This is a genomic window from Roseomonas chloroacetimidivorans (genome assembly GCF_049629625.1).
Lineage (GTDB): Bacteria > Pseudomonadota > Alphaproteobacteria > Acetobacterales > Acetobacteraceae > Roseomonas > Roseomonas chloroacetimidivorans.
The window spans coordinates 148,822-171,039 of the sequence record NZ_JBNBZS010000011.1 but is presented as its reverse complement, the minus strand read 5'-3'; the positions used below and the strand labels follow the sequence as shown (position 1 = coordinate 171,039).

The 22,218-nt window shown below is 70.1% G+C and carries 20 protein-coding genes; 13 read left to right on the top strand and 7 right to left on the bottom strand.

Translation table 11 applies throughout. The features are described 5' to 3' along the window. The first annotated feature begins 76 nt into the window (after positions 1-76). Positions 77-1,114: an aldo/keto reductase gene (locus tag ACO1BU_RS10620; protein ID WP_424135912.1), complete on the top strand. Its 1,038-nt coding sequence runs from the start codon at positions 77-79 to the stop codon at positions 1,112-1,114. A gap of 108 nt (positions 1,115-1,222) precedes the next feature. Here the strand turns inward: ACO1BU_RS10620 and ACO1BU_RS10615 are convergent, their stop codons facing one another. The 7 genes from ACO1BU_RS10615 to ACO1BU_RS10585 form a co-directional block, all read right to left on the bottom strand. Further along, positions 1,223-2,428, bottom strand: a complete 1,206-nt coding sequence (locus tag ACO1BU_RS10615) for a DUF4336 domain-containing protein (RefSeq protein WP_424135911.1) — start codon at positions 2,426-2,428, stop codon at positions 1,223-1,225. A 98-nt stretch (positions 2,429-2,526) separates the two neighbouring features. Then, the gene (locus ACO1BU_RS10610) at positions 2,527-2,766 is read right to left on the bottom strand and encodes a hypothetical protein (protein ID WP_424135910.1); all 240 of its coding nucleotides are present in this window, start codon (positions 2,764-2,766) and stop codon (positions 2,527-2,529) included. 80 nt (positions 2,767-2,846) lie between these two features. Then, entirely contained in the window at positions 2,847-3,293 is a 447-nt protein-coding gene (locus ACO1BU_RS10605; protein ID WP_424135909.1) for a DNA polymerase III subunit chi, read from the bottom strand. Between the two features lie 2 nt (positions 3,294-3,295). Beyond that, positions 3,296-4,771 (bottom strand): leucyl aminopeptidase family protein, encoded by a 1,476-nt coding sequence (locus tag ACO1BU_RS10600; RefSeq protein ID WP_424135908.1) that lies wholly within the window; start codon positions 4,769-4,771, stop codon positions 3,296-3,298. Positions 4,772-4,788: 17 nt separating this feature from the next. Beyond that, positions 4,789-6,489: a leucyl aminopeptidase gene (locus ACO1BU_RS10595; RefSeq protein WP_424135907.1), complete on the bottom strand. Its 1,701-nt coding sequence runs from the start codon at positions 6,487-6,489 to the stop codon at positions 4,789-4,791. A 77-nt stretch (positions 6,490-6,566) separates the two neighbouring features. Then, complete coding sequence (locus tag ACO1BU_RS10590) at positions 6,567-7,058, bottom strand: CAP domain-containing protein (RefSeq protein WP_424135906.1); 492 nt, start codon at positions 7,056-7,058, stop codon at positions 6,567-6,569. A 147-nt stretch (positions 7,059-7,205) separates the two neighbouring features. Beyond that, the gene (locus ACO1BU_RS10585; protein WP_424135905.1) at positions 7,206-8,372 is read right to left on the bottom strand and encodes an MFS transporter; all 1,167 of its coding nucleotides are present in this window, start codon (positions 8,370-8,372) and stop codon (positions 7,206-7,208) included. 155 nt (positions 8,373-8,527) lie between these two features. Here ACO1BU_RS10585 and ACO1BU_RS10580 point away from each other — a divergent pair, with 155 nt between their 5' ends. The 12 genes from ACO1BU_RS10580 (at position 8,528) to ACO1BU_RS10525 (ending at position 22,142) form a co-directional block, all read left to right on the top strand. Further along, positions 8,528-9,274: a metallophosphoesterase family protein gene (locus ACO1BU_RS10580; RefSeq protein WP_424135904.1), complete on the top strand. Its 747-nt coding sequence runs from the start codon at positions 8,528-8,530 to the stop codon at positions 9,272-9,274. A 53-nt stretch (positions 9,275-9,327) separates the two neighbouring features. Beyond that, entirely contained in the window at positions 9,328-10,089 is a 762-nt protein-coding gene (gene cysQ / locus ACO1BU_RS10575; RefSeq protein ID WP_424135903.1) for a 3'(2'),5'-bisphosphate nucleotidase CysQ, read from the top strand. Then, positions 10,086-11,054, top strand: coding sequence for an L-threonylcarbamoyladenylate synthase (locus tag ACO1BU_RS10570; protein ID WP_424135902.1), 969 nt, complete (start codon positions 10,086-10,088; stop codon positions 11,052-11,054). The genes cysQ and ACO1BU_RS10570 overlap by 4 nt, the downstream gene beginning before the upstream one ends. A 54-nt stretch (positions 11,055-11,108) precedes the next feature. Then, positions 11,109-11,720 carry a chromate transporter gene (locus tag ACO1BU_RS10565; RefSeq protein WP_424135901.1) on the top strand — a complete coding sequence of 204 codons (612 nt, stop codon included), beginning with the start codon at positions 11,109-11,111 and terminating at the stop codon, positions 11,718-11,720. Continuing rightward, the gene (locus ACO1BU_RS10560) at positions 11,720-12,259 is read left to right on the top strand and encodes a chromate transporter (RefSeq protein WP_424135900.1); all 540 of its coding nucleotides are present in this window, start codon (positions 11,720-11,722) and stop codon (positions 12,257-12,259) included. The genes ACO1BU_RS10565 and ACO1BU_RS10560 overlap by 1 nt, the downstream gene beginning before the upstream one ends. A gap of 132 nt (positions 12,260-12,391) precedes the next feature. After that, positions 12,392-13,411, top strand: coding sequence for an extracellular solute-binding protein (locus ACO1BU_RS10555; protein ID WP_424135899.1), 1,020 nt, complete (start codon positions 12,392-12,394; stop codon positions 13,409-13,411). A gap of 18 nt (positions 13,412-13,429) precedes the next feature. Then, entirely contained in the window at positions 13,430-15,046 is a 1,617-nt protein-coding gene (locus ACO1BU_RS10550; protein ID WP_424135898.1) for an ABC transporter permease, read from the top strand. Positions 15,047-15,119: 73 nt separating this feature from the next. Next, positions 15,120-16,571: an FAD-binding oxidoreductase gene (locus ACO1BU_RS10545; RefSeq protein WP_424135897.1), complete on the top strand. Its 1,452-nt coding sequence runs from the start codon at positions 15,120-15,122 to the stop codon at positions 16,569-16,571. Then, the gene (locus ACO1BU_RS10540; RefSeq protein ID WP_424135896.1) at positions 16,568-17,314 is read left to right on the top strand and encodes a trypsin-like peptidase domain-containing protein; all 747 of its coding nucleotides are present in this window, start codon (positions 16,568-16,570) and stop codon (positions 17,312-17,314) included. The genes ACO1BU_RS10545 and ACO1BU_RS10540 overlap by 4 nt, the downstream gene beginning before the upstream one ends. Positions 17,315-17,437: 123 nt before the next feature. Then, a complete protein-coding gene (gene lptF / locus ACO1BU_RS10535) occupies positions 17,438-18,622 on the top strand; it encodes an LPS export ABC transporter permease LptF (RefSeq protein WP_424135895.1) in 1,185 nt (394 codons plus the stop codon). After that, on the top strand, positions 18,619-19,728 hold the full coding sequence (gene lptG / locus ACO1BU_RS10530) for an LPS export ABC transporter permease LptG (protein ID WP_424135894.1): 1,110 nt from the start codon (positions 18,619-18,621) through the stop codon (positions 19,726-19,728). The genes lptF and lptG overlap by 4 nt, the downstream gene beginning before the upstream one ends. After that, positions 19,725-22,142 carry an LPS-assembly protein LptD gene (locus ACO1BU_RS10525; protein WP_424135893.1) on the top strand — a complete coding sequence of 806 codons (2,418 nt, stop codon included), beginning with the start codon at positions 19,725-19,727 and terminating at the stop codon, positions 22,140-22,142. The genes lptG and ACO1BU_RS10525 overlap by 4 nt, the downstream gene beginning before the upstream one ends. Positions 22,143-22,218 lie beyond the last annotated feature (76 nt).

Genomic DNA, 22,218 nt, shown 5'->3' with positions numbered 1-22,218 from the left:
GGGAATGCCAGGTCGCCCAGAATTCCTGGCCTGACCTTTTCAGCTTCCTTCTCCTTCCAACGGCAGGAACAGCTTCATGGAATATCGCTCTGTCGGCCGCTCCGGCCTGAAGGTTCCGGCCCTCAGCTTCGGAGCGGGGACTTTCGGCGGATCCGGGCCGCTTTTCGGCGCCTGGGGACGCACCGACGCCACGGAGGCGCGGCGTCTCGTCGACATCTGCCTGGAAGCAGGCGTTACGCTGTTCGACACGGCGGATGTCTATTCGCAAGGCGCCTCGGAGGAGGTGCTGGGCGCCGCGATCCGGGGGCGCCGGTCGGACGTGCTGATCTCGACCAAAACCGGCCTGCCGATGGGCGATGGCCCTTTGGAAGCTGGCACTTCGCGCAGCCGCCTCATCCGCGCCGTGGAGGACGCCCTGCGCCGCCTCGGCACGGACTATATCGACTTGCTACAGCTGCATGCCTTCGATGCCTGCACGCCGGTCGAGGAGGTGCTGAAGACACTCGATACGCTCGTGCAGGCCGGCAAGGTCCGTTATGTCGGCGTTTCCAACTTCTCCGGCTGGCAGGTCATGAAGTCGCTTGCCGTCGCCGAGCGGCATGGCTGGCCGCGCTATGTCGCGAACCAGGTCTATTATTCCCTGGTCGGCCGCGACTACGAGTGGGAGCTGATGCCGCTGGGAATGGACCAGGGCATAGGCGCTCTCGTCTGGAGCCCGCTCGGCTGGGGGCGCCTGACCGGGAAGATCCGCCGCGGCCAGCCGCTGCCCGAGGGCAGCCGGCTGCATGAAACCGCCGGCTTTGGGCCGCCGGTGGAGGACGAACTCCTGTTTCGCGTGATCGATGCCTTGGACGAGGTAGCGGCCGAAACGGGCCGCGGCGTGCCGCAGATCGCCATCAACTGGCTGCTGCAACGGCCCACCGTCGCCTCCGTCATCATTGGCGCCCGCAACGAGGCGCAGCTACGGCAGAATCTCGGTGCCGTGGGCTGGACCCTGACACGTGAGCAGATAGCCCGGCTGGATGCAGCCAGCGCCGTGACTGCGCCCTACCCGTATTTTCCCTATCGGCGGCAGGAAGGCTTTGCTCGTCTTAGCCCACCTCTCACCGCCTAGATGGCTTCCGCCTGTTCCATGCGGATGCAGGCCTGAACGGCCGTCTGTCAGGCTGAGCTTTTCGCTGGGGCAGGTCAGGCTCCAGACCTGCCCCAGCGGAACAATCGATCAAAGCGACTGTGTCGCGATGGTCGTGGCGCCGTCATGCGTCAGCAGCGGCTCCGGGCCATGCCCAGATGCCGGTTCCTGGTAGCCGCCGCTCCATAGCCACCGGAAGGAGCGACGCAGATGCTCCGCGCCGTCACGCTCGAACCAGCGGCCATGGGCGAAGATCACCCGTTCGGGATGCAGCTCGATCATCCGGGTCGCGGCCTTTGCCGCCTCGGCATGCCGGAACTTCACCACGGCCCGCAGATAGGGCGGCGGCATGCCGTCCGGCGCCGTCATGCCGAAGAGCCTGGCGATCGCGCGCAGCGGCATCGGCAGCTTCGGCGGCTCCAGATTCATGACGAGGTCGGTCAGCAGCAGCGTGCGTGTCGGCCGGTGGAACATCGCCATCTCGTGGAAGCCCATCGCTCCCGGCACCGGCACGATCTCGATCACGCCGCCCCAGGCCGCGGGCGCGGCATCACTGAGGTCGTAATCCAGCCGCACGCCACTCCGCCGCACCTGGGACCGCTGGCGCAGCCCGGGCGCGGCCCAGCTCACCGCCTCCGGGCAGGCCTGCTTCCAGTCCTTCAGGAAGGTCCAGTGGGCGATATTGGGCGCGACGAGGTGGCGGATCGGCCCGATCCGCTCCAGCGCCTGCTTGAGTGGCTGGCTGAAGCGCGTCGGCGAGTGCAGCAGCAGCTCGCCACCCGGCAGTTTGATCACGGTCATGCGGACGTTCAGCGAAGCCTTGGGCAGGACGCTGTCCACGATGAACACGTCCTGAGCGACTGGCTTGGGCGTGTCGAAGGGCGGATAGCCCACCTGCTCGGCCGCGGCCGCGTCATCGCGGCCCATGAGCCGCCCGACCGGGCCGGAGCCCTGGCCCGGGCCGCGCTGCGGGTATTTGCTGCTGAGGGCCACCACCCCCAGTTCCGCCAGGCCGGCGCCGATGAGCAGCGTGCGCGAGGGGCCGTGCCGCATCCTCAGCCCCGTGCCGATCAGCGCGGCGCCGCCCAGGGCATCAAGGATCAGGTGGTGGCGCATGGAGAGAACCGGCTTCACCCCGCCCTCATAGTCGGTCAGCAGGGAATACCCGGTGTGCAAGGCGCTGGCCGTGCCGAGCGCCCGCCGCGCCCTGGGGTGCAGCATGCGGCAGGTGGAGAGGCCGCCCAGCAGGGCGGCCACGCCATAGTCAATCAGCCCGTGAAGACGGGTGGAGATCATGTTGGGGCATCCATGTCGGGTTTCCCGCATGAACGGGCCAACCGCGCGATGGATGCCCGCCGGGAACCGTTTTCAGGTTCCCGGGCGGTAAGAGGGCCTCAGCCCTCTTCCTCGTCGTCCGAGCCGCGCAGGTCGCAGGCGATGACATAGGCGGGGGAGCCGTCCTCCGCCTCCATCTCCTCGATCAGGTCGATGCCGTAGATGTCGATCTCGCCCTCTTCCTCCTCACCGCCCAGCATGATGCCGAGCGCGATCGGGCGGTTGGGGTCGAGCTTCTGCAACTCGGTGATCAGGGCGCCGACCGTCATGGTCTCGGTGGCCTGGGTATTGTCGGACATGGAATGCGCTCCTGAAGGCCGGCCCGATGTGGCAGGCCCGGCCGGGGGCGACAAGGGGGCAGAGCGCGCGGAGATGCGCGCTACTCTCGCTTCGCCCAGCCATTCGGGCCCTGCTGCCAGTAGGTCAGCGTATGGCCGGCCGCGCGGGCCCGGCGCCAGCGGTCTCGGGCGGCCTGCAGGGCTTCGGGGTCATTGCCATCGAACAGGTCGAAGATGCGGTCGTAATCATCGGGCCGCGCCGTCTCCGCCCCATCGGCCAGGAAAAGGTGGCGGGCGCCGTTCGGTGCATCATCCTCCGTGGTCAGCCAGATCGGCTGGAGATCGGCATCCCCCGTGGCGGGGGTGCCATGGGGCAGCCAGTCCGGGTCGGGGCAGAGCCAGAGGGCGGTATCCAGCGCCGCCAGCCGCTCCGGCCCGCCCACCCGCACCACGGCGCGGGTGCCGGTGGCCAGCACGCGGCCCAGCAGTTTTGGAAGCGCCACCTCAAGTGCCGTGCGGGTCAGGTGGTAGAAGCCGATCTCGGTCATTGTCAGGCCAGGGCCTCGAACCGGTCCGCCACCAGCCGGTCCAGTAATCGCACACCGTAGCCGCTCGGGCCGGGGGGAAGGGGATAGGCACCCGCTTCCTTGTCCTCCTCCCGCAGATCGACGCCGGCGATGTCGAGATGGGCCCAGGGGATGGCATCCGCCCCCTCGGGTGCCGCGAACTCCCGCAGGAAGGCAGCGGCCTGGCAGGCATCGGGCAGGAACTTCCCGGCCCAGCCGGGCCCGCCACCGCCCACGGGCAGGCAGTGGCGAATATCGGCGATCTCGCTTGCCAGATCCGCGCGGTGCTTCGTGCCGATCGGCATGGGCCAGAGCAACTCTCCCACCGCATCCCCCGCCGCCATGGTCGCATCCCGCAGGGCGGGGTCATTGCCAAACAGCCCGGCGCGGTGATGGCCCAGCGCCGAGACGATGCTGCCGGTCAGCGTCGCCAGGTCGATCATGGCGCAGGGCTTCAGCCCACGTGCGTGGTGCAGCGCATCGGCCAGCACCAGCCGCCCCTCCGCATCCGTGTCCACCACCTCCACCGTCATGCCGGAGCCCATGCGGAGCACGTCACCGGGGCGGTAGCTGTCGGCGCCTGTCGCATTCTCCGCAATGGCCAGCACCGCGACGGCCGGGGCAGGGCTGTCGCGCAGCGCCAGCGCCAGCATGGCCCCCGCGCAGGCGGCGGCGCCGGCCATGTCGCCCTTCATCGCCTCCATGCCGGCCGCCGGCTTGATGCTGATCCCGCCCGTGTCGAAGGTGATGCCCTTGCCGATGAAGGCGACAGGCGCGGCATGTTCATGGTCCGGCCCATGGCCGGGCCAGCGCAGGATCACCAGGCGCGGCGGATGATCCGACCCGCGCCCGACCGCGAGAAGTCCGCCATAGCCATGCCGTTCCAGCCAGTGGCGACCATGCACCTCCACCTCGATCCCATGCGCCTCCAATTCGCGCAGGCGGTCGGCGAAATCGGTGGGCGTCAGCTTGTTCGCGGGTTCCGCCGCCAGGTCACGCGCGAAGCCCACGCCGCGCAGCACGGCACTGACGCGTGCGATCTCCGGCTCCGTGGCATCGGCGTCGTCCACCAGCAGGTCCAGCTGGCGCAGCGCGGCGGGTCGCTCTGCCCCGTAATGGGGCAGGCGATGGGCGCGCATCCCGGCACCCATGGCCAGCGCGCCGATCTGGCGGGCCGAAAGGCCCCGCGCGTCGATCACCCCGTGCCGCGCCTCCGCCATGGAGGCCGCCGCGAGCGCCCCCGCCACCTCCAGCCCCTGCGGCCCCGGGGTGACGCCGACCAGCCAGGCGGTGCGTCCACCCAGAACCCCATCCAGGCGCAGCGCCCCGCCCTTCGCTGCCTCGAAGCCCGCGGCGGCAGCGAAGGGCGCATAGGCCTCCGGCACCGCCCGGCCTGGCAGGACCGGGACCGCCACCGGCACCCGCCGGCGCGGTAACTCGGTCAGGCGGAGCTTCAGCACCGGGAATCCACCCTTCCTCAGCCGCGCGGGCGGCGCGGCGCCGGCCGGCGTGCGGCGCGCGAGGCGGCGGGGTCGGAGGGCTCCGCGGTTGGCCCGGTTGCATCATCCGGCGCCGGGATCACGGCTTCGGAGGCCGCGCTTCCCTCCGCCAGCGTGGCCGGGGAGGGATCGCCATTGCCGCTCACCGCGGCCTCCTCCGTTGCGGCGGGTTCGGCGGAGGGCTGGGCCGTGGCCCGGCCCTCATGGTGCTCGGCCACCAGCCGGTCCAGCAGGCGCACGCCCCAGGCCGTCGCGCCCTTGGGCACGGTCGGCTGGTCCTTGCTGCTCCAGGCCACGCCCGCGATGTCCAGATGCGCCCAGGGGCAGCCATCGACGAAGCGCTGCAGGAACTGAGCGGCCGTGATCGAGCCGCCCGCGCGCCCGCCGCCCACATTCTTCATATCGGCGATATCGGAGCGGATCTGCCGGTCATAGGCCTCGCCCAGCGGCATGCGCCAGGCCAGCTCGCCCACCGCCTTGCCCGCCTCCTCGATGCGCTTCGCCAGGCCATCATCATTGGAGAACAGCCCGGCATGCTCATTGCCCAGCGCCACGATGATGGCGCCGGTCAGGGTGGCCAGGTTCACCATGAAGGCGGGGTCGAAGCGCTTCTTGCAGTAGGCCAGCACATCGGCCAGCACGAGGCGCCCCTCGGCATCCGTGTTGATCACCTCGATCGTCTGGCCGGAATAGGAGGTGACGACGTCACCGGGGCGCGTGGCGGTGCCGGAAGGCATGTTCTCCACCAGCCCGACCAGCCCGACCACATCGACCTTCGCCTTGCGCCCGGCCAGCGCGGCCATCAGCCCCGCCACCACGCCGGCGCCGGCCATGTCCCACTTCATGTCCTCCATGCCGCCCGCGGGCTTGATGGAGATGCCGCCGGTGTCGAAGGTCACGCCCTTGCCGATGAAGGCGATGGGCTGGCTGTCACGCTTGCGCGAATCCGTGCCGTTCCAGCGCATCACCACCATGCGCGGCGGCTGCGCGGAGCCCTGGGAGACGCAGAGCATGGAGCCGAAGCCCAGCTTCTCCAGGTCCTTCTGCCCGAAGACCTCCACCTCCACGCCCAGCTTCTCCAGCTTGCGCAGGCGGTCGGCGAATTCGGGCGGGTTGAGGATATTGGCGGGCTCGCTCACCAGCTCCCGCGTCAGGAACACGCCCTCGGCCACGGCGCGGCGGGAGCTCCATTCCGTCTTGGCGGTGGCTGGATCCTCGCACAGCACCTTGATCCCGGTCAGGCGCGGCTTGTCCTCCGGCTTCTCGGTGGTGCGGTAGCGGTCGAAGCGCCAGGCGCGCAGCACGGCGCCCAGCGCCAGATCCGCCGGCGCCCCGGCCCAGCCCCCAATGGCGCGCGCGTCGATGGAGGCGACCGTCTCCTTGCCCAGCGCGGCCGCCGCCGCGCCCCCGGCCGCCTCGGCGGCGCTGGCGTCCAGCGCGTCCCGCTTGCCCAGCCCGATCAGCAGCAGGCGGGAGAGGCCGCCGCCCGGCGCATAGAGGGTGACGCTCTGCCCCTTGCGCCCCTTGAACTCCGCCGCCGCCAGCCCGCGCGCGACATGGCCGCCCAGCAGCCGATCCCACTCCGCGACCAGCGCGCCACCGAGATCCTCTTCCGCCAGGGGCAGGACGAGGGCGCCGCTCTCGGGCAGGGCGGGTTTGGCGAAGGCGATGTCGAGCATGAGGGGGTTCCGGATTGCGTTCGGGCAGAGATAGCATCCGGCGGGCGATCCGCCACGCCGGGCCGGTTCTCGGCTTGTCAGTAGGGCCGCTCGCCTACCCGGTTGCCCGGCGGCCAGTAGCGGCAGACCAAGATATCGTGGCGGTCATTGCCGGCCATCCCGCACCCGACCGCCGTCGAGCCGCGCCAGACCACCTGCGTGTAATGCCCGACGCGGGGGAAGTCGTCCTCCCAGCGCCGCTTCCGGCGGAAGGCGGGTTTCTCGGCCGCCCAGGTTCCGATCATCTGCTCCACCCGATAGGCGCCCCGCGTGCCGATCCACAGATTCTCGCCGGGTCCGCCCGGCGCGCCCTCATGGAGCAGGCGGTCAGCCTGCGCGAGATGCTCCGCCCATCGGCGGGCATCCGCGGCCAGGGAGGCATCCCAGCGCAGGGGCGGCACGCCGACTTCGGCGCGCGCCGCATTGTGGGTCGCGAGAATCCGGGCCTCCAGATCCGGGCCGGCGGGCGGGGCCGTGGTGCTGCATGCCGCAAGCAGGGACAGCAGGGGGAGAAGGCGCCGGAAGGTCATGCCGGCTTCTGTGCGTCACCCTGTCCGGTCCGTCCACCGGTGCCCCGTTCGGGGGCTGCCGGGCCCAAATTCTTCTAGAGCTACGGTGAAGAAGGCGGGCAAAAGAAGGGGCGGGGAGGCATCTCCCCGCCCGCTCACTCGTGCCTTTCAGCCGTTGCACAACACAGGCGCGCGCGTCGCCCGGATTCCCGAAGCGGCCAGCGCTACGGCCGCCACGGGCATCAGCGCCGCAGCCAGCGGCACGGCCCAGAGCCCTGGGCCATGGTCGATCACCACGCCGCCCACCGAGGCCCCCAGCGCATTGCCGAGGTTGAAGGCCGCGATGTTGAGGCTGGAGGCGAGGCTCTGCCCCGCGCCCTCGGCCCGCTGCAGCACCCACATCTGGAGCGGCGCGACGGTCGCGAAGCCCGTGGCGCCGAGCAGCCCGACGAAGAGGATGGCGCCAATCTGGCTGTGCAGGGCGAAGGTCATCAGCCCCAGCACGAGGGCAAGCGCGACGAGCGTGCCCATCACCGTGCGCCCGAGATTGCGGTCCGCCAGCTTCCCGCCAAGCAGGTTGCCGAGCACCAGCCCGCCGCCGAAGACCAGCAGGATCGGCGAGACCGCGGCATCGGAGAAGCCGGCCATGCGGGTCAGCATGGGCGCGATATAGGTGAAGACCGCGAAGACGCCGCCGAAGCCGAGCGTGGTGGTGGCAAGGCCCAGCAGCACCGGGCCGCGCGCCATGGCGCGCAGGTCCGCGCGCCAGTCGGAAGCCTCCTGCGCGCCCTCGTCCCGCGGGATCATCAGGGCGATCACGGCCAGTGCCACGACGCCGATCAGCGTCACCGCCCAGAAGGTCGCGCGCCAGCCGAAATGCTGGCCGAGCCATGTGCCGAATGGCACGCCGAGGATGTTCGCGATGGTCAGCCCGGTGAACATGATGGCGATGGCGGAGGCGCGGCGTTCCGGCGCGACGAGGCCGGTCGCGACCACGGAGCCGACGCCGAAGAAGGTGCCGTGTGCGAAGGCCGTCAGAACGCGCGCGGCCATCAGCACGCCGTAGCTGGGCGCCAGCGCGCAGGCCGCGTTGCCGATGGTGAAGATCACCATCAGCCCGAGCAGCACGCGCTTGCGCGCCATGCCGGCCGTGGCGGCGGTGAGGAGCGGCGCGCCGAGCACGACGCCGAGCGCGTAGCCGGAGATGAGCAGGCCGGCGGCGGCGATCGAGACGCCGAGATCGGCGCTGACCTCCAGAAGCAGGCCCATGATGACGAATTCGGTGACGCCGATCCCGAAGGCACCGGCGGTCAGGGCGTAGAGGGCAAAGGGCATGGAAGGCCTTGGGGCAGTGATTCTGTCCAACCCAGAATGGCGCCATGCGGGCCGTGAACCTAGAACGGGTGTCGGCACATCACCTGTGAATGCAAGTCATGGCACGGCCGCCGGCACCCTTCCGGCGCGTGGCCGGGCTGGATTAGCCTCGGCCCATGCGCATCGCCGCCATCGCCGACGTCCATGGGAACCTTCTTGCCCTGGAGGCCGTGCTGGCCGACCTCCGAGCGGCCTCGCCCGATCTGGTGGCGAATCTCGGCGACCTCGTCTCCGGCCCTTTCGACCCGGCCGGCAGCGCCGAAGCGCAGATCGCCCTGGGCTGCCCAACCATTGCCGGCAATCACGAGCGGCAGATCCTGGAAGGAAGCACCGGCCTCTCCGACAGCTTCGCCCGCTCGCGGCTTTCAGCGGCGCACAGGGACTGGATCGCGGCGCTGCCCGGAACCCTCTCCCTGGCCGGCGGAGAAGTTTTCGCCTGCCATGGCAGTCCGGCGGGCGGTGACCTGGAATACCTGCTGGAGGATGTATCGACTGGCCGGATGGTGCTGGACAGGCCGGAAGCGATCGCCCCACGCCTGGCCGGCATCGGGGCGGCACGCCTCGTCCTCTGCGCTCATACGCATATGCCGCGCATCGTTGTCTCCGGCGATGTGCTGGTCGTGAACCCCGGCAGCGTCGGCATGCCCGCCTATCGGGACGAGGAACCGGTGCCCCATGCCATGGAAGTGGGCAGCCCCCATGCCCGCTATGCCCTGCTGACCCGGACGGCCGCAGGCTGGTCTGCCGAGCTGCGCGCGGTCGCCTATGACTGGGAGGCCGCGGCGCGGCAGGCTGACGCGAATGGCCGGCCGGACACGGCCCATGCCGCGCGCACCGGGCGGGTTCTGCCCATGGCGGCCTGATCGGTGACGGATTGGGCTGCCCTGCCGGCGCCGCCCGCGCTATCCCCAAATTTATGACCGACGAAGATCTGCTCGCTCTGGCCGCCACCCTGGCCGAGCGCGCCGCCCATGCCATCAACGCCATTCGCGCCGCCGGCTTCGCGGTGGAACGGAAGACCGACGAATCCCCCGTGACCGAGGCGGACCGCGTGGCGGAGGCGCTGATCGTCGAGGGCCTGCGCGCTGCGACCCCCGGCATCCCCGTGGTGGCGGAGGAGGAGGTCGCGGCCGGCCTCGTGACCACGCTGGCCGAGCGTTACTGGCTGGTGGACCCGCTGGACGGCACGCGGGAATTCGCCAAAGGTTATGACAGCTTCACCGTCAATGTCGGGCTGGTGCAGGGGGATCGCGCCCATCTTGGCGCCGTCGCGGTGCCGGCCAGCCTGGAGATCTTCGCCGGCATCGTGCCGCTGGGCCTGGCCTGGAAGCGCGATGCCACTGGCCAGCGCGCCATCCGCGCCCGCGCCATTCCGGAGGAAGGCGCGACCGTCCTGGCTTCCCGCCATTACTCCGACGATCCACGGCTGGATCGCTTCCTGGAGGGGCGCAAGATCGCCCATGTCGAGAAGATCGGCTCCGCCGTGAAGTTCTGCCGCCTGGCGGAGGGCGCGGCCGATCTCTATCCGCGCTTCGGCCGCACGATGGAATGGGACACCGCCGCCCCTCAGGCGGTGCTGGAGGCCGCCGGGGGGCGGGTTGCGGGGTTCGATGGCGCGCCACTGCGCTACGGCAAGCCGGATTTCGAGAACCACCCCTTCCTGGCCCAAGGGGCATGACGGAGCGTCTGCCGGCCAGCGCCGTCGAACGCGCCGCCGCGCTGCTGCGGCAGGGCGCGCTCGTCGCCTTCCCGACCGAGACAGTCTATGGGCTGGGCGCCGATGCCCGGAACGGCCGGGCGGTGGCCGCCATTTTCGAGGCCAAGGGCCGCCCGCGCTTCAACCCGCTGATCAGCCATTTCCCGGATGCGGAAGCCGCCTTCGCCGAAGTGGCGCCGGATGCGCGGGCCGAGGCCCTGGCAGCCCGCTTCTGGCCGGGCCCGCTGACCCTGGTGCTTCCCCGCCGGCCCGAAAGCCGCATCGACCAGCTGACCGGCGCCGGGCTGGATACGCTGGCGGTGCGGGTGCCTGCCCACCCGCTGGCCCAGGCCCTGCTACGGGCGGCCGGGACTCCGGTCGCCGCTCCCTCCGCCAACCGCTCCGGCGGCGTTTCCCCCACCACGGCGGATCATGTGCTGGACGGGCTTTCCGGCCGGATCGCCGCCGTGATCGATGGCGGCCCCTGCGCCGTGGGGGTGGAAAGCACGGTGCTGGACCTGAGCGGCCCCCGCCCGGTGCTGCTGCGCCCGGGCGGCGTGACCGCCGAGGCGATTGAGCCCGTCACCGGCCCCCTGGACCGCCCCGCCCGAATTGCCGAGGGATCGATGGAGGCGCTGCCATCGCCGGGCATGATGTTGTCGCACTATGCCCCCTCTCTTCCCGTGCGCCTGGGCGCCCTGGACGTGGCGCCGGACGAGGCCCTGCTGGCCTTCGGCCCGCCGCTGCCGGGGGCTGGCGCGGTCTGGAACCTCTCCGAATCCGCCAACCCCGCCGAGGCCGCCGCGCGCCTTTTCGCCGGGCTGCGCTGGCTGGACGGAGAGGGGGCGCGGCTGGGCCTGCGCGGCATCGCGGCCATGCCCGTGCCCATGGCCGGGCTGGGCGAGGCAATCAACGACCGCCTGACACGCGCGGCCGCGCCCCGGTAAAGGATTCTCGCTGGCCCCCTTGTCGCCGGCCCGGGACGCGGGGAGTCTGCGGCTGTGCCCAGGAAAGCCACGCCCCCGTCCGAAGACCTTCCGCTTAACCCGCCGCCGGGGCCCGCCCAGATCTTCGCTGCCTTCGCCAAGGCCGGGCTGATGGGCTTCGGCGGCGCCCAGATCTGGGTCCGCCGCGCCCTGGTGGAGGAGCGCCGCTGGCTGACCGAGCGCGAATACGCCGAGATACTCGGCCTCGGCCAGGTGCTGCCAGGCCCGAATGTGGGAAATGCCGCGGTGATGATCGGGCGCCGCTTCGCCGGGCTGCCCGGCTCCTTCGCAGCCACGGGCGGGCTCTATGTCGGCCCGCTGATCGTGCTCATGTCCCTGGTGCTGCTCTGGCAGGGCTTTGCCGACAACCCGCATGTCGGCGCCTTCATGCATGGCCTGGCCTGCGCGGCGGCGGGGATGGTGATCGGCAACGGGTTGCGCATGACCGGGCGCCTGCGCCCACCGCCGGAGCTGATCGCGATCGGGCTGCTGGCCACCATCGCCGCCGCCTGGTTCCGCGTATCCTTGCCGGTCATTGTGCTGGTGCTCGGCCCTGTCTCCATCGCCGCCGTGGTGTGGCGTAGCCGCCGGAGCGAGACGGCGGCGACCGGGGCGGGGAAGGGCTAATGAGCGGGACCGCCTGGGATCTCTTTCTTTTCTTTCTCAAGCTCTCGCTGCTCGCCGTTGGCGGCGCCAATGCCGCCGTGCCCGAGATGCACCGCGAGGTGGTGGAACTGCGCGGCTGGATGACCGACGCGGTCTTTTCCCAGGGTTACGCGCTGGCCGCTGCGGCGCCGGGGCCGAACGTGCTCTTCGTTGCCGTGATCGGTTGGCATGTGGCGGGCTGGCAAGGGCTGGCGGCCAGCCTGATCGGCTTCCTGGGGCCGACTTTCATCCTGGCCTGGGCGGTCGCGATGCTGACGCAGCGCCTGGCGGGGGACTGGCGGCTGGTGGCGCTACGGGCGGGGCTGGTGCCGGTGGCCATCGGGCTGATCGTCGCGACTGGTCTGGTCACGGCAGCGGCGGCGGCGCGCGGCACGGGGCCGGAGATCGCAGTGGCCGTGCTGATCACCTTCGCCTCGGCTATCTTCGTCTGGCGGTCCCACTTCTCGCCGATCTGGACGCTGCTGGCGGGCGGGATTCTGGGCCTGATCCTGCTCCGCTGACAGGATAGGGCCGCATGTTCGTCCTGTTCCGGCCCAGCAGCGGAACCCGCCGGCCTTGAGACTCATTCTCACTCTTGCCCGGCGGACGGAGCTGGAACAGATTGCAGCCGCTTCATCCAGACAAGGCCAGCCATGACCCGTCTCCGGACCGCCGCGCTTTTTGCCCTTTCCCTGCTCGGCCTGCCTGCCGCCACCCGTGCGGCGGAAGTCAACATCTACACTACCCGCGAGCCCGGCCTGCTGCGCCCGCTGATCGACCGCTTCACGGAGCAGACGGGTATCGCGGTGCGGACCGTCTTCGTCCAGGGCGGCCTTGCCGAGCGCCTGGAGGCGGAGGGCCGCCGTTCCCGCGCTGATGTCGCCATGGTGGTGGATGTCGGCAATCTGATGGAGCTGGTGGACCGCAACCTGTCACAGCCTATCCGCTCCGAGGCGCTGGAAGCCGCCATCCCCGCCAATCTGCGTGACGCCGAGGGCCGCTGGTTCGCACTCTCCACCCGCGCCCGGGCCATCTATGCCTCCCGCGAGCGCATCCCGGAGGAAGAGGCGAAGAGGCTGACCTATGAGGATCTGGCCGATCCGCGCTTCAAGGGACGGGTCTGCATTCGCTCCGGCCAGCACCCCTACAACACCGCGCTCTTCTCCATCCTGATGATCCAGCATGGCGAGGCCTGGCTGCGCGACTACCTGACGAAGCTGAAGGCCAATCTCGCCCGCCGCCCTACGGGCGGCGACCGGGAGGTGGCGCGCGATATCCTGGCCGGGGTCTGCGATGTTGGCCTCGCCAATACCTATTATGCCGGGCTGATGCTCTCCGGCCATGGTGGGGAGGAGCAGAAGCGCTGGGGTGAGGCGGTGCGCGTGGTCCTGCCGGGCAACGAAACGGCGGTGAACATCTCCGGCGCCGTCGTGACCCGCCATGCGCCCAATAAGGAGGAGGCGGTCCGGCTGCTGGAGTTCATGGCCTCCCCCGAGGCTCAGACTCTCTATGCCAACGCCAATTTCGAGAACCCTGTGCGCCCGGGCACCCCGACCAATCCGATCGTGGAGAGCTTCGGCCCGCTCCAGCCGCGCGACGTCTCGCTGCCCGAGGTCGCCGCCCACCGCGCCCAGGCCAGCCGCATCGTGGATGAGGTCGGCTTCGACCGCTGAGGGCTGACGGAAACCACCTTGCGTCTTCACCGCATCGGTGCGGCTGTCAGCGTGGCCCTGGTCGCGCTGCCGGTCGTCGCCCTGGCCTTTGCCGCCGCGCGCGGCTCGGGCGATCTCTGGCCGCATCTGATCCGCTATGTCCTGCCGCAGGCGGTGGTGGAGACGGCATTGCTGCTGGTCGGCGTGGGCGCCGTGGTCGTGGGGGTGGGCACGGGCACAGCCTGGCTCGTCTCCTGCCACCGCTTTCCCGGGCGCAAGACCTTTGCCTGGGCCCTGGTGCTGCCGTTGGCGCTGCCGACCTATGTGTCGGCCTATGCCTGGCTGGACGTGGTGCATCCGGCCGGGCCAGTGCAGGCCGGGTTGCGCGCCCTGCTGGGGCTGACGGACCCCCGCGCCATCCCGCTGCCGGAGATCCGTTCCTTGCCGGGCTGCGTGATGGTCATGGGCACGGTGCTCTTCCCCTATGTCTATCTCTCAGCCCGCGCCGCCTTCCTGACGCAGGGGGCGGATCTGCTGCGGGCCGGCAGGGGGCTTGGTTCGGGCGGGCTGCGGCTCTTTCTCTCCATTGGCCTGCCCATGGCCTGGCCGGCCATTGCGGCAGGGGCCTCGCTGGCGCTGCTGGAGACGCTGAACGATGTGGGTGCCGCTGAGTTCCTGGGCGTCCGCACCCTCACCGTCTCCGTCTATGTCACCTGGATCACCCGCTCCTCCCTGGAAGGTGCGGCGCAGATCGCGCTGATGATCCTGGCCCTGGTCGCGGCCGTGCTGGCGCTCGAGGGCTGGGCCCGCGCCCGCTCCCGCGGCGGACAGGTGGTGCGGGAGAGCGCGCAACCGGACCTCCGCCCCTTGCCGCTCGGTCCCGGCCTTCTCGCCTCCCTGTTCTGCCTCGTGCCGATTCTGCTCGGCTTCGCCGTGCCCGGTGCCTATCTCGTCTGGGCGGCGTGGCGACGGGTAGCCGAATTTGGCCTGCCGCCGGAACTTGGCACCTGGATCGGCAACAGCGCCCTTCTCTCGGCCTGCGCCACGGTTCTGGTGCTGCCCGCCGCGCTGCTTCTTGCGGCCGGTGCCCGTGGCGACGCGATGCCGGATCAGCGGAACAAGGCGGATGCGACACTGCTCCGCGCCAGCCTGCTCGGTTACGCTCTGCCTGGCGGCATCGCGGCGGTGGGGCTGATCGTCGCCTTCGGCGGGCTGGACGATCTGACGGAAGGGCTGGGCGAATGGGCGCCCGCCCTGTCCGGCACAGCTCTGGCCCTGGTCCTCGCCTATTTCGTGCGCTTCCTTGCCATCCCGGCTGGCGGGCTGGACGCCGCTTATGCACGCATCCGGCCGCAGGTGGACTGGTCCGCCCGCTCCATGGGGGCGGGAAGGGGGCGCATCCTCGGGCGTGTCCACCTGCCGCTGTTGCTGCCTGCCCTCTCGGCTGCTGCGCTGCTCGTCTTCCTGGATGCCATGAAGGAGTTGCCGGCAACCCTGCTGTTGCGCCCCTTCGACCGCGAGACGCTGGCCACCGCGCTTTACGCCGAGGCCGCGCGGGGCACTTATGAGGAAGGCGCGGTGGCCGCGCTGGCGCTGGTGGTGGTGGGGCTGCCGGTAATCGCGCTGCTCGTCTTGGGCGGACGCCAAAAGGCCTGAGGCCGCCAGCAGAGTTTTCAAAGGATGTCGGCCCTTGACCGGCGCCCCCGGCCCGGCGTTTCGTCCCGCTCAAATGCCAGACACCGCCCCGCCCCGCCCCGCCATCCCGCTCCCCGCCGGCCTGATGGATGCCCTGCAGGGCATCCTCGGCCCGCGTGGCATCGTCACCGATCCGTCCGTCCTGGAACCGCATCTCTCCGATTGGCGCGGCCTCTATCACGGAACCTCGCCGGCCATGCTGCGCCCCGCCTCCACCGAGGAACTGGCGGGCGCGATGAAGCTTCTCTTCGAGGCTGGCATCCCGGTCGTGCCCCAGGGCGGCAACACCTCCATGGTGGGCGGCGCCATGCCGGATGAGAGCGGGCGGCAGGTCATCCTTTCTCTCTCCCGCATGAACCGCATCCGGGACATCGACCCGGTGGACATGACCATGGTCGCCGAGGCCGGGGTGGTGCTGAAGACCGCCCAGGACGCCGCCGCCGGGGCTGGCTGCCTGTTTCCCCTCTCACTGGGTGCCGAGGGCACGGCGACGATTGGCGGCGTGCTCTCCACCAATGCCGGCGGCAACACCACCGTGCGCTACGGCAATGCGCGCGACCTGATGCTGGGGCTGGAGATCGTGCTGCCCGATGGCGGCGTGATCCACGGGCTGCGTCGGCTGCGGAAGGACAACACGGGTTACGCCCTGCGCCACCTGATGGTGGGCGCGGAGGGTACGCTGGGCATCGTCACCGCCGCCGTGCTGCGCCTTTTCCCCCGCCCGCGGGCCGAGGCCATCGCCCTTTGCGCCGTGGAGAGCGAGGATGCCGCCCTTTCCCTGTTCCGCCGCTTCCGGGATCGGGACGAGGGCGCCGTCCGCGCCTTCGAATACATGGCCGGGAACGGCATGGACCTGGTGCTGAAGCATATCGAGGGTGCCACCCTCCCGCTCTCCGAGCCCGCGCGGCACTACGTGCTGGTCGACCTCGCCTCCTCCCGCCCCGATGCCGATCTGCGCGGGCTGATGGAGACGGTGCTGGAGGAGGGGCTGGAGGCCGGAGAGGTGCTGGATGCCGCCCTGGCCGAGAGCGAGGCCCAGCGGCACGCCATCTGGCGCCTGCGCGAGGAGCACCCGGAGGCCCAGAAGAAGGCCGGGGCCTCGGTGAAGAACGACGTCTCCGTTCCCGTCTCCAAGGTGCCGGAGCTGATCCGGCGCAGCAGCGCGGCGCTGAAGGAACTGATTCCCGGCAGCCGCCCCGTGCCCTTCGGGCATATGGGCGACGGCAATATCCACATGAACCTTGAGCAGCCGGAGGGAATGGACCCCGCCGCCTTCCTGGCCCGCAGCCATGACATCATGGACTGTGTGAACGCGATCGTTCGCGACCTGGACGGCTCCTTCAGCGCCGAGCACGGGGTGGGGCGCCTGAAGCCCGATATGCTCGCCGAATGGCGTGGCGGGGCGGAGCTGGAGGCGATGCGGCGCATCAAGGCGGCGCTGGATCCGAAGGGACTGCTGAATCCGGGGAAGGTCCTGCCCACGTGATTTTCCCTCTGCGGAGGGGGGCAGCCGCCGCCTTGCTGGCGGCGCTGGCCCTCTCCGCCTGCGCGGCCCCGCCGCCGCGCCCTTGGGATGCCTCGGGAGAGGCGGACCGGCCGGCCCGGGCGCCCGCCCCGTTCGAGAAGCTTCCCGATATCCCCGACGCGTTCCGCGCCGAGCTGCGCGCCGGCCGCGCGCCGGACTGCCCGGTGCGGGGCGATGCCGTGTATCTGGGCGAGGGGCGCTTCCTGACGGCAGCGCATCTGGTGGATGGCATCGTGCCCCTGCTGCGCCGCTGCACCGGCACGCCGATCCAGCCCACCATCCGCTATGCCGGCCGGGTTCTGCCGGTGAAGCTCCTGCGGGTCGGGCAGGGCTATATCGAGCCTGGCATCGGCCCCATGTACCAGCATGGTGAGGATCTCGCCCTGCTGCAGGCGCCGATCCCGCTGCCCGGCCCGGCCGCGCGCCCTTGCAAGGACGGGCCCCGTCGAGGGCAGGCGGTGCTCGTTTTTTCCGCCTGGCGGAAGGAGAGCGCGCAGGCCGGGGTGCTGGTGCCGGAGGCCCGCGCGGAGGATGGCGCCTATGCCGATATCCGCATGGCGATGAAGGAGGGGGAGTCCGGCGCCGGCGTCTATGACGCGGCGAGCTTCTGCCTGCTGGGGGTGGTCAGCCATCGCCCGGATGCCACGCCCGACCGCGTGCGGATCGTTCCGGCGGGCACCATCCGAACTTTCCTGGGTGGCTGACCCTTCATCGGGCGCATGCGCCGCCGGGCCGGAGCATGGTCCTTTCTCCTCAAGCTTTTGCGTGGTCGCCGTGACATCAGGTCATTTGCCCCCACCCGGTCGGGCGGATAGGTTGCGCCCCGCATGAGCCGGGTCACCCGTTACATATCGAGGCAGATCGCCCTCACCCTCCTGGCCGTGACCATCGGCCTGGCGGCGCTGATCTGGCTCACCCAGTCGCTCCGGTTCATCGAGCTGGTGCTGGACCGCGGCCTGTCCTTCACCGTCTTCCTTGAGCTGACGGGGCTGCTGCTGCCCTCCTTCTTCGCGGTAATCCTGCCCATCACCACCTTTGTGGTGACGCTCTTTGCCTATGTCCGCCTCTCCTCGGACCGGGAACTGGTGGTGATGCGCGCGGCCGGGCTGTCAGACTGGCGCCTGGCCCGGCCGGCTCTGCTGGTGGCCACCTTGTCCACGGCGATCGGGCTGCTGCTCCAGACATGGCTGGTTCCCATCTCCCACGCGGCCTTCCGGGAATGGCAGTTCGAAATCCGCAACCAGATGGCCGCCATCCTGCTGCAGGAGGGCGTGTTCAGCTCGGTCAGCAACGACCTGACCGTCTATGCCCGTATCCGGGAGAATGATGGCACGCTGCGCGGCATTCTGATCCATGACCAGCGCGAGCCGGGCGCCCCGGTCACCATCCTGGCCGAGCGGGGGGTCATCCAATCCGGGCCGAATGGCCCGCGCGTGACCCTGCTGCAGGGGCAGCGCCAGCAGATCGAGCGCGTCGTGCCGCCCAATTCACCCCCGGGGACCCCACCTGTGCCGCGGCTGACCGTGCTGGCCTTCGGAGAGAACAGCGTGGACCTGGCCCGCACCAACAAGGCCGAGGATGCCCGTAACCGCGACAGCCGCGAGCGTTTCATCGGCGAATTGCTGCACCCTGACCCCGAGGAAGGCTTGCAGGAGCGCGACATTCGTAAGTTCTACGCGGAAGGCCATGGGCGGCTTGCCTCGCCCTTTACCGCCTTCTCCTTCGCCCTGATCGGCCTGGCAGCGGCGCTGGGCAGTGGCTTCCGGCGGCATGGCGGTGGGATGGCTGCCATGGCCGCCATTGGAACGGTGGTCGGGCTGCTGGCGATCGGCCTCGCGGTCGGCAATCTGGCGGCACGGGACAATCGTTTCGTGCCGCTGATCTGGGTGCATGCGCTCGGCCCGGGCTTGGTCGCGGCCTGGGTGCTCTCGGGCGCCCCAGGCTGGCCCCGCCGTGCCCCACCCATGCCGGAGACGCAGCCCCGGATGCCCAGGCGGGCCGCTGCCGAGTGACCTTTCCCTTTACCTTCGGCGCCTATGTCGCGCGCCGCTTTGCCCTGATGTGCCTCGTGATGCTCGCCGCGTTGACGGGCCTCGTGGCGCTGTTCGACTTCATCGAGCTGCTTCGCCGCGCGGCGACGCGGGAGGTGGGATTCGGCGTCGTCGGAACCATCGCGGCGCTTCGTGTGCCCTTCATCGCGCTCCAGGTCCTGCCCTTCGCGGTGCTGCTGGGCGGCATTCTTGCCTTCTGGCGCCTCGCCCGCTCCTCGGAGCTGGTGGTGGCGCGTTCGGCCGGCATCTCGGCCTGGGGCTTCCTGCTTGGACCCGTTCTGGTCGCCACACTGATCGGCAGCATCGCCACGGCGGGTTTGTCGCCGCTTTCTTCCATCATGCTGGCCCGGGCGGAACAGCTTGATAATGTGGTGCTGCGCGGTGGCACCGGATCCAGCGCCCTGGCGGGGGGACGCCTCTGGCTGCGCCAGGCGGACCGGGGGCTCGATTCACAGGGCGTCGCGATCCTGTCCGGCCGGCCCGTGCCGCGTCGGGATGGCGGCTTCGGGCTGGAGGAGGTGTCGGTCTGGCGGATTTCCGGTACGGACCGGTTCCTGGCGCGGGTGGAAGCCCCGCAGGCTGTCCTGGCCGATGGAAACTGGGTGCTGGACAATGCCATCACCTTCGGGGCGGACCGCCAGGCCAGTCCTCCCGAGACCTTCCGCTTCGCGACGGAACTGACGCCCAGTCGGATCGAGGACAGCTTCGCCAGCCCCGATACCCTGTCCTTCTGGGCGTTGCCGGATTTCATCGCGGTGCTGGAATCCGCGGGGTTTTCGGCTGTGCGGCATCGGCTGCACTTCCATTCCCTGCTGGCCCTGCCCATGCTCGCGGTCGCCATGGCCCTGCTTTCCGCCGGCTTCTCGATGCGCGAGGCCCGAAAGGGCGGCGTCGCCCAGATGCTGGGCGCCGGCGTCGCGGCCGGTTTTGCGCTATTCCTGCTCGACCGCGTGACCGGCGAGTTCGGAGAGACAGGCACCCTGCCCGTGGTTCTGGCGGCCTGGGCTCCGGCCACGGCGGGCCTGATGTGCGCCGTGGCCCTTCTGCTTCACCTGGAGGATGGATGAGAGACGCGCCCGAGCGGAAGCGCCCCGTCCCGCAACGCGTCCCCCGCCGTGCGAGGCTGCTCGGTGGCGCCGCTTTCCTGACGACACTCCTGGCCCCCGTGATCCTGCCGGCGTCCGCCATGGCCCAGCAGGGCGGCATGTCGACGTTGCGGCCGGACCAGATGGGGTCGACCGCGCTGCCGGGGCTGGGGACGTCGGACAGGACGGGAGTACCGGGTTTCGGAACGCCGGGCGCGACGCCCGCCGCACCCGCCGCGGGTGTGTTCGGCAGCGGAAGAGGCGCGGCGGGCGTGGACCGCAACGCCCCCGTGACCTTCACCGCGAACGAGGTCGAGTACGACCAGAATACGAATGTGGTGACCGCGACCGGGGCGGTGGAGGCGTGGCAGAACGAGCGCATCCTGCGCGCCGACCGCTTCACCTATAATCGCAATACGGGCGTCGCCACCGTGGAGGGCAATGTCCAGCTGCTGGAGCCGGACGGCCAGGTGCTGTTCGCCGAGCGCGCCGAGCTGATGGGCGGCATGCGCGACACCGTGGTTGAAGGGCTGCGTGGGTTGCTGGCGCAGAACGGCCGGCTGGCCGCCAACGGCGCCCGCCGCCGCACGGTCGAGGGCGGGGCGGTGGTGATGGATCTCTCCCGCGTCGTCTACTCAGCCTGCAATCTCTGCGAGGAGAACCCGGAGGCCGCGCCGCTCTGGCAGCTCCGCTCCCGCCTCGCGACGCAGGATGGCGAGGACAAGCGAATCCGCTTCCGGGACGCCCTGGTCGAGTTCGATGGCATCCCGACGCTCTACACGCCCTATCTCTCGATGCCCGATCCCTCGACGCCGCGTTCCTCCGGCTTCCTCACGCCGTCCTTCGGGCAGACGCGCTATCTCGGTGCTTTTGCCGAGATTCCCTATTACTGGGCCATCGATGATGCGAGCGACCTGACGGTCACGCCGCTTATCTCAACCGAGGCACCGCCCAGCATCTTCGGTACCTATCGCCGGCGCTTCAACTTCGGCCAGCTCAACGTCCTCGGCTCGCTCGGCCAGCTTACCGCCAGGGAGGGCTCGACCGAGAAGGGGCTGGGCTACAGCCTTTTCGCGCGTGGCGCCTTCACTATCGACGAAAACTGGACCGCCGGCTTCAACATCAACCGCGCGACCAGCGAGACCTATCTCCGCGCCTATCGCCAGCCCGCCACTTCGGTGCTGAGCAGCAACATCTACACCGAAGGCTATTGGGGCTACGACACCTTCGCCCGCGTCAATGCGATGGCCTTCCAGAGCCTGCTTCCCTACGACGTTACGAGCCGCATCCCGTTTGTCCTGCCAAATCTTTATTACGAAACGGTGCTGAACCGGGATTCCTGGGGGGGGACGCTGACCGCCGACGCGACGGCCTTTAACATCTACCGCGAAGAGGGTACGCGGACGCGCCGGGCCGGGACGCGCTTCCGCTACGAGCTTCCGTTCCAGGACGGCATGGGCGCCCAATGGGCCTTCCGCACGCAGGTGGATGCCCTGGCCTACAATGCCAGCAACATGAATTTGCCGCCCAACAACAATACCAGCATCGACTCCGTTACCACGGCGACGGCCAATATCCGCGCCGCGATCGACTGGCGGCTGCCGCTGATCCGCTCCGCTGGCAGCCTCGGGCAGCAGCTGATCGAGCCGCGCATCCAGCTTGTCACGGGACCGAACACCGGGCGGCAGACCAGGATCCCGAACGAGGACAGCCTCGACTTTGAGTTCACGGACGCGAATCTCTTCGAACTGAACCGCTTCAACGGACGTGACCGGCAGGAGGGTGGCACGCGGGTGGACGCCGCGCTGCGGAGCGCCTGGTACTTCCCCAATGGGGGAACGCTGGAAGGGCTGGTCGGGCGTTCCTTCCGTGCCTCGAAGGAGGACGTCTTCGAGGAGCGCTCGGGCCTGGACAAGCGCGCCTCGGACTGGGTGGGCCGGGTCACGATGGCGCCGACCCCCTGGCTGGACCTGACCGCCCGCGGCCGGTTTGACGGCGACACGCTGGACCGGCGGATGATCGATACCTCGGCCAGCTTCGGCCTCTCGCCGTTGGGGATCGAGGGAACGCGGATCAGCACCGGCTACTTCTACCAGGTGCCCTCCGCGCTGCGGACTCCGCCGAGCTATATCCGAGAGGTGTATGGCAGCGTCTCGACGCGCATCACCCCGCAGTGGCGGGCGAGCGTGTTCGGTCGCTACGATCTCGAGAACCGCCGCGGCGTCGCCGTCGGTGCGAGCGCGGCCTATGAGGATGAGTGCTTCCTCTTCGAAGGGCGATTCTATCGCACCCTGGCCGAGAACCCGTCCACCAATGAGCTCTATCCTGGCGGTACCACCCTGTTCTTCCGCATCGCGCTGAAGACCGTGGGCGAGTTCGGGTTGCGGGCGCTCTGACAATTCCGGCCGGATGGGCGGCCGCCCACCCGGCCGCTGAAACGAATCAGCACACGGCCTTGCCATGGGGTCGCTT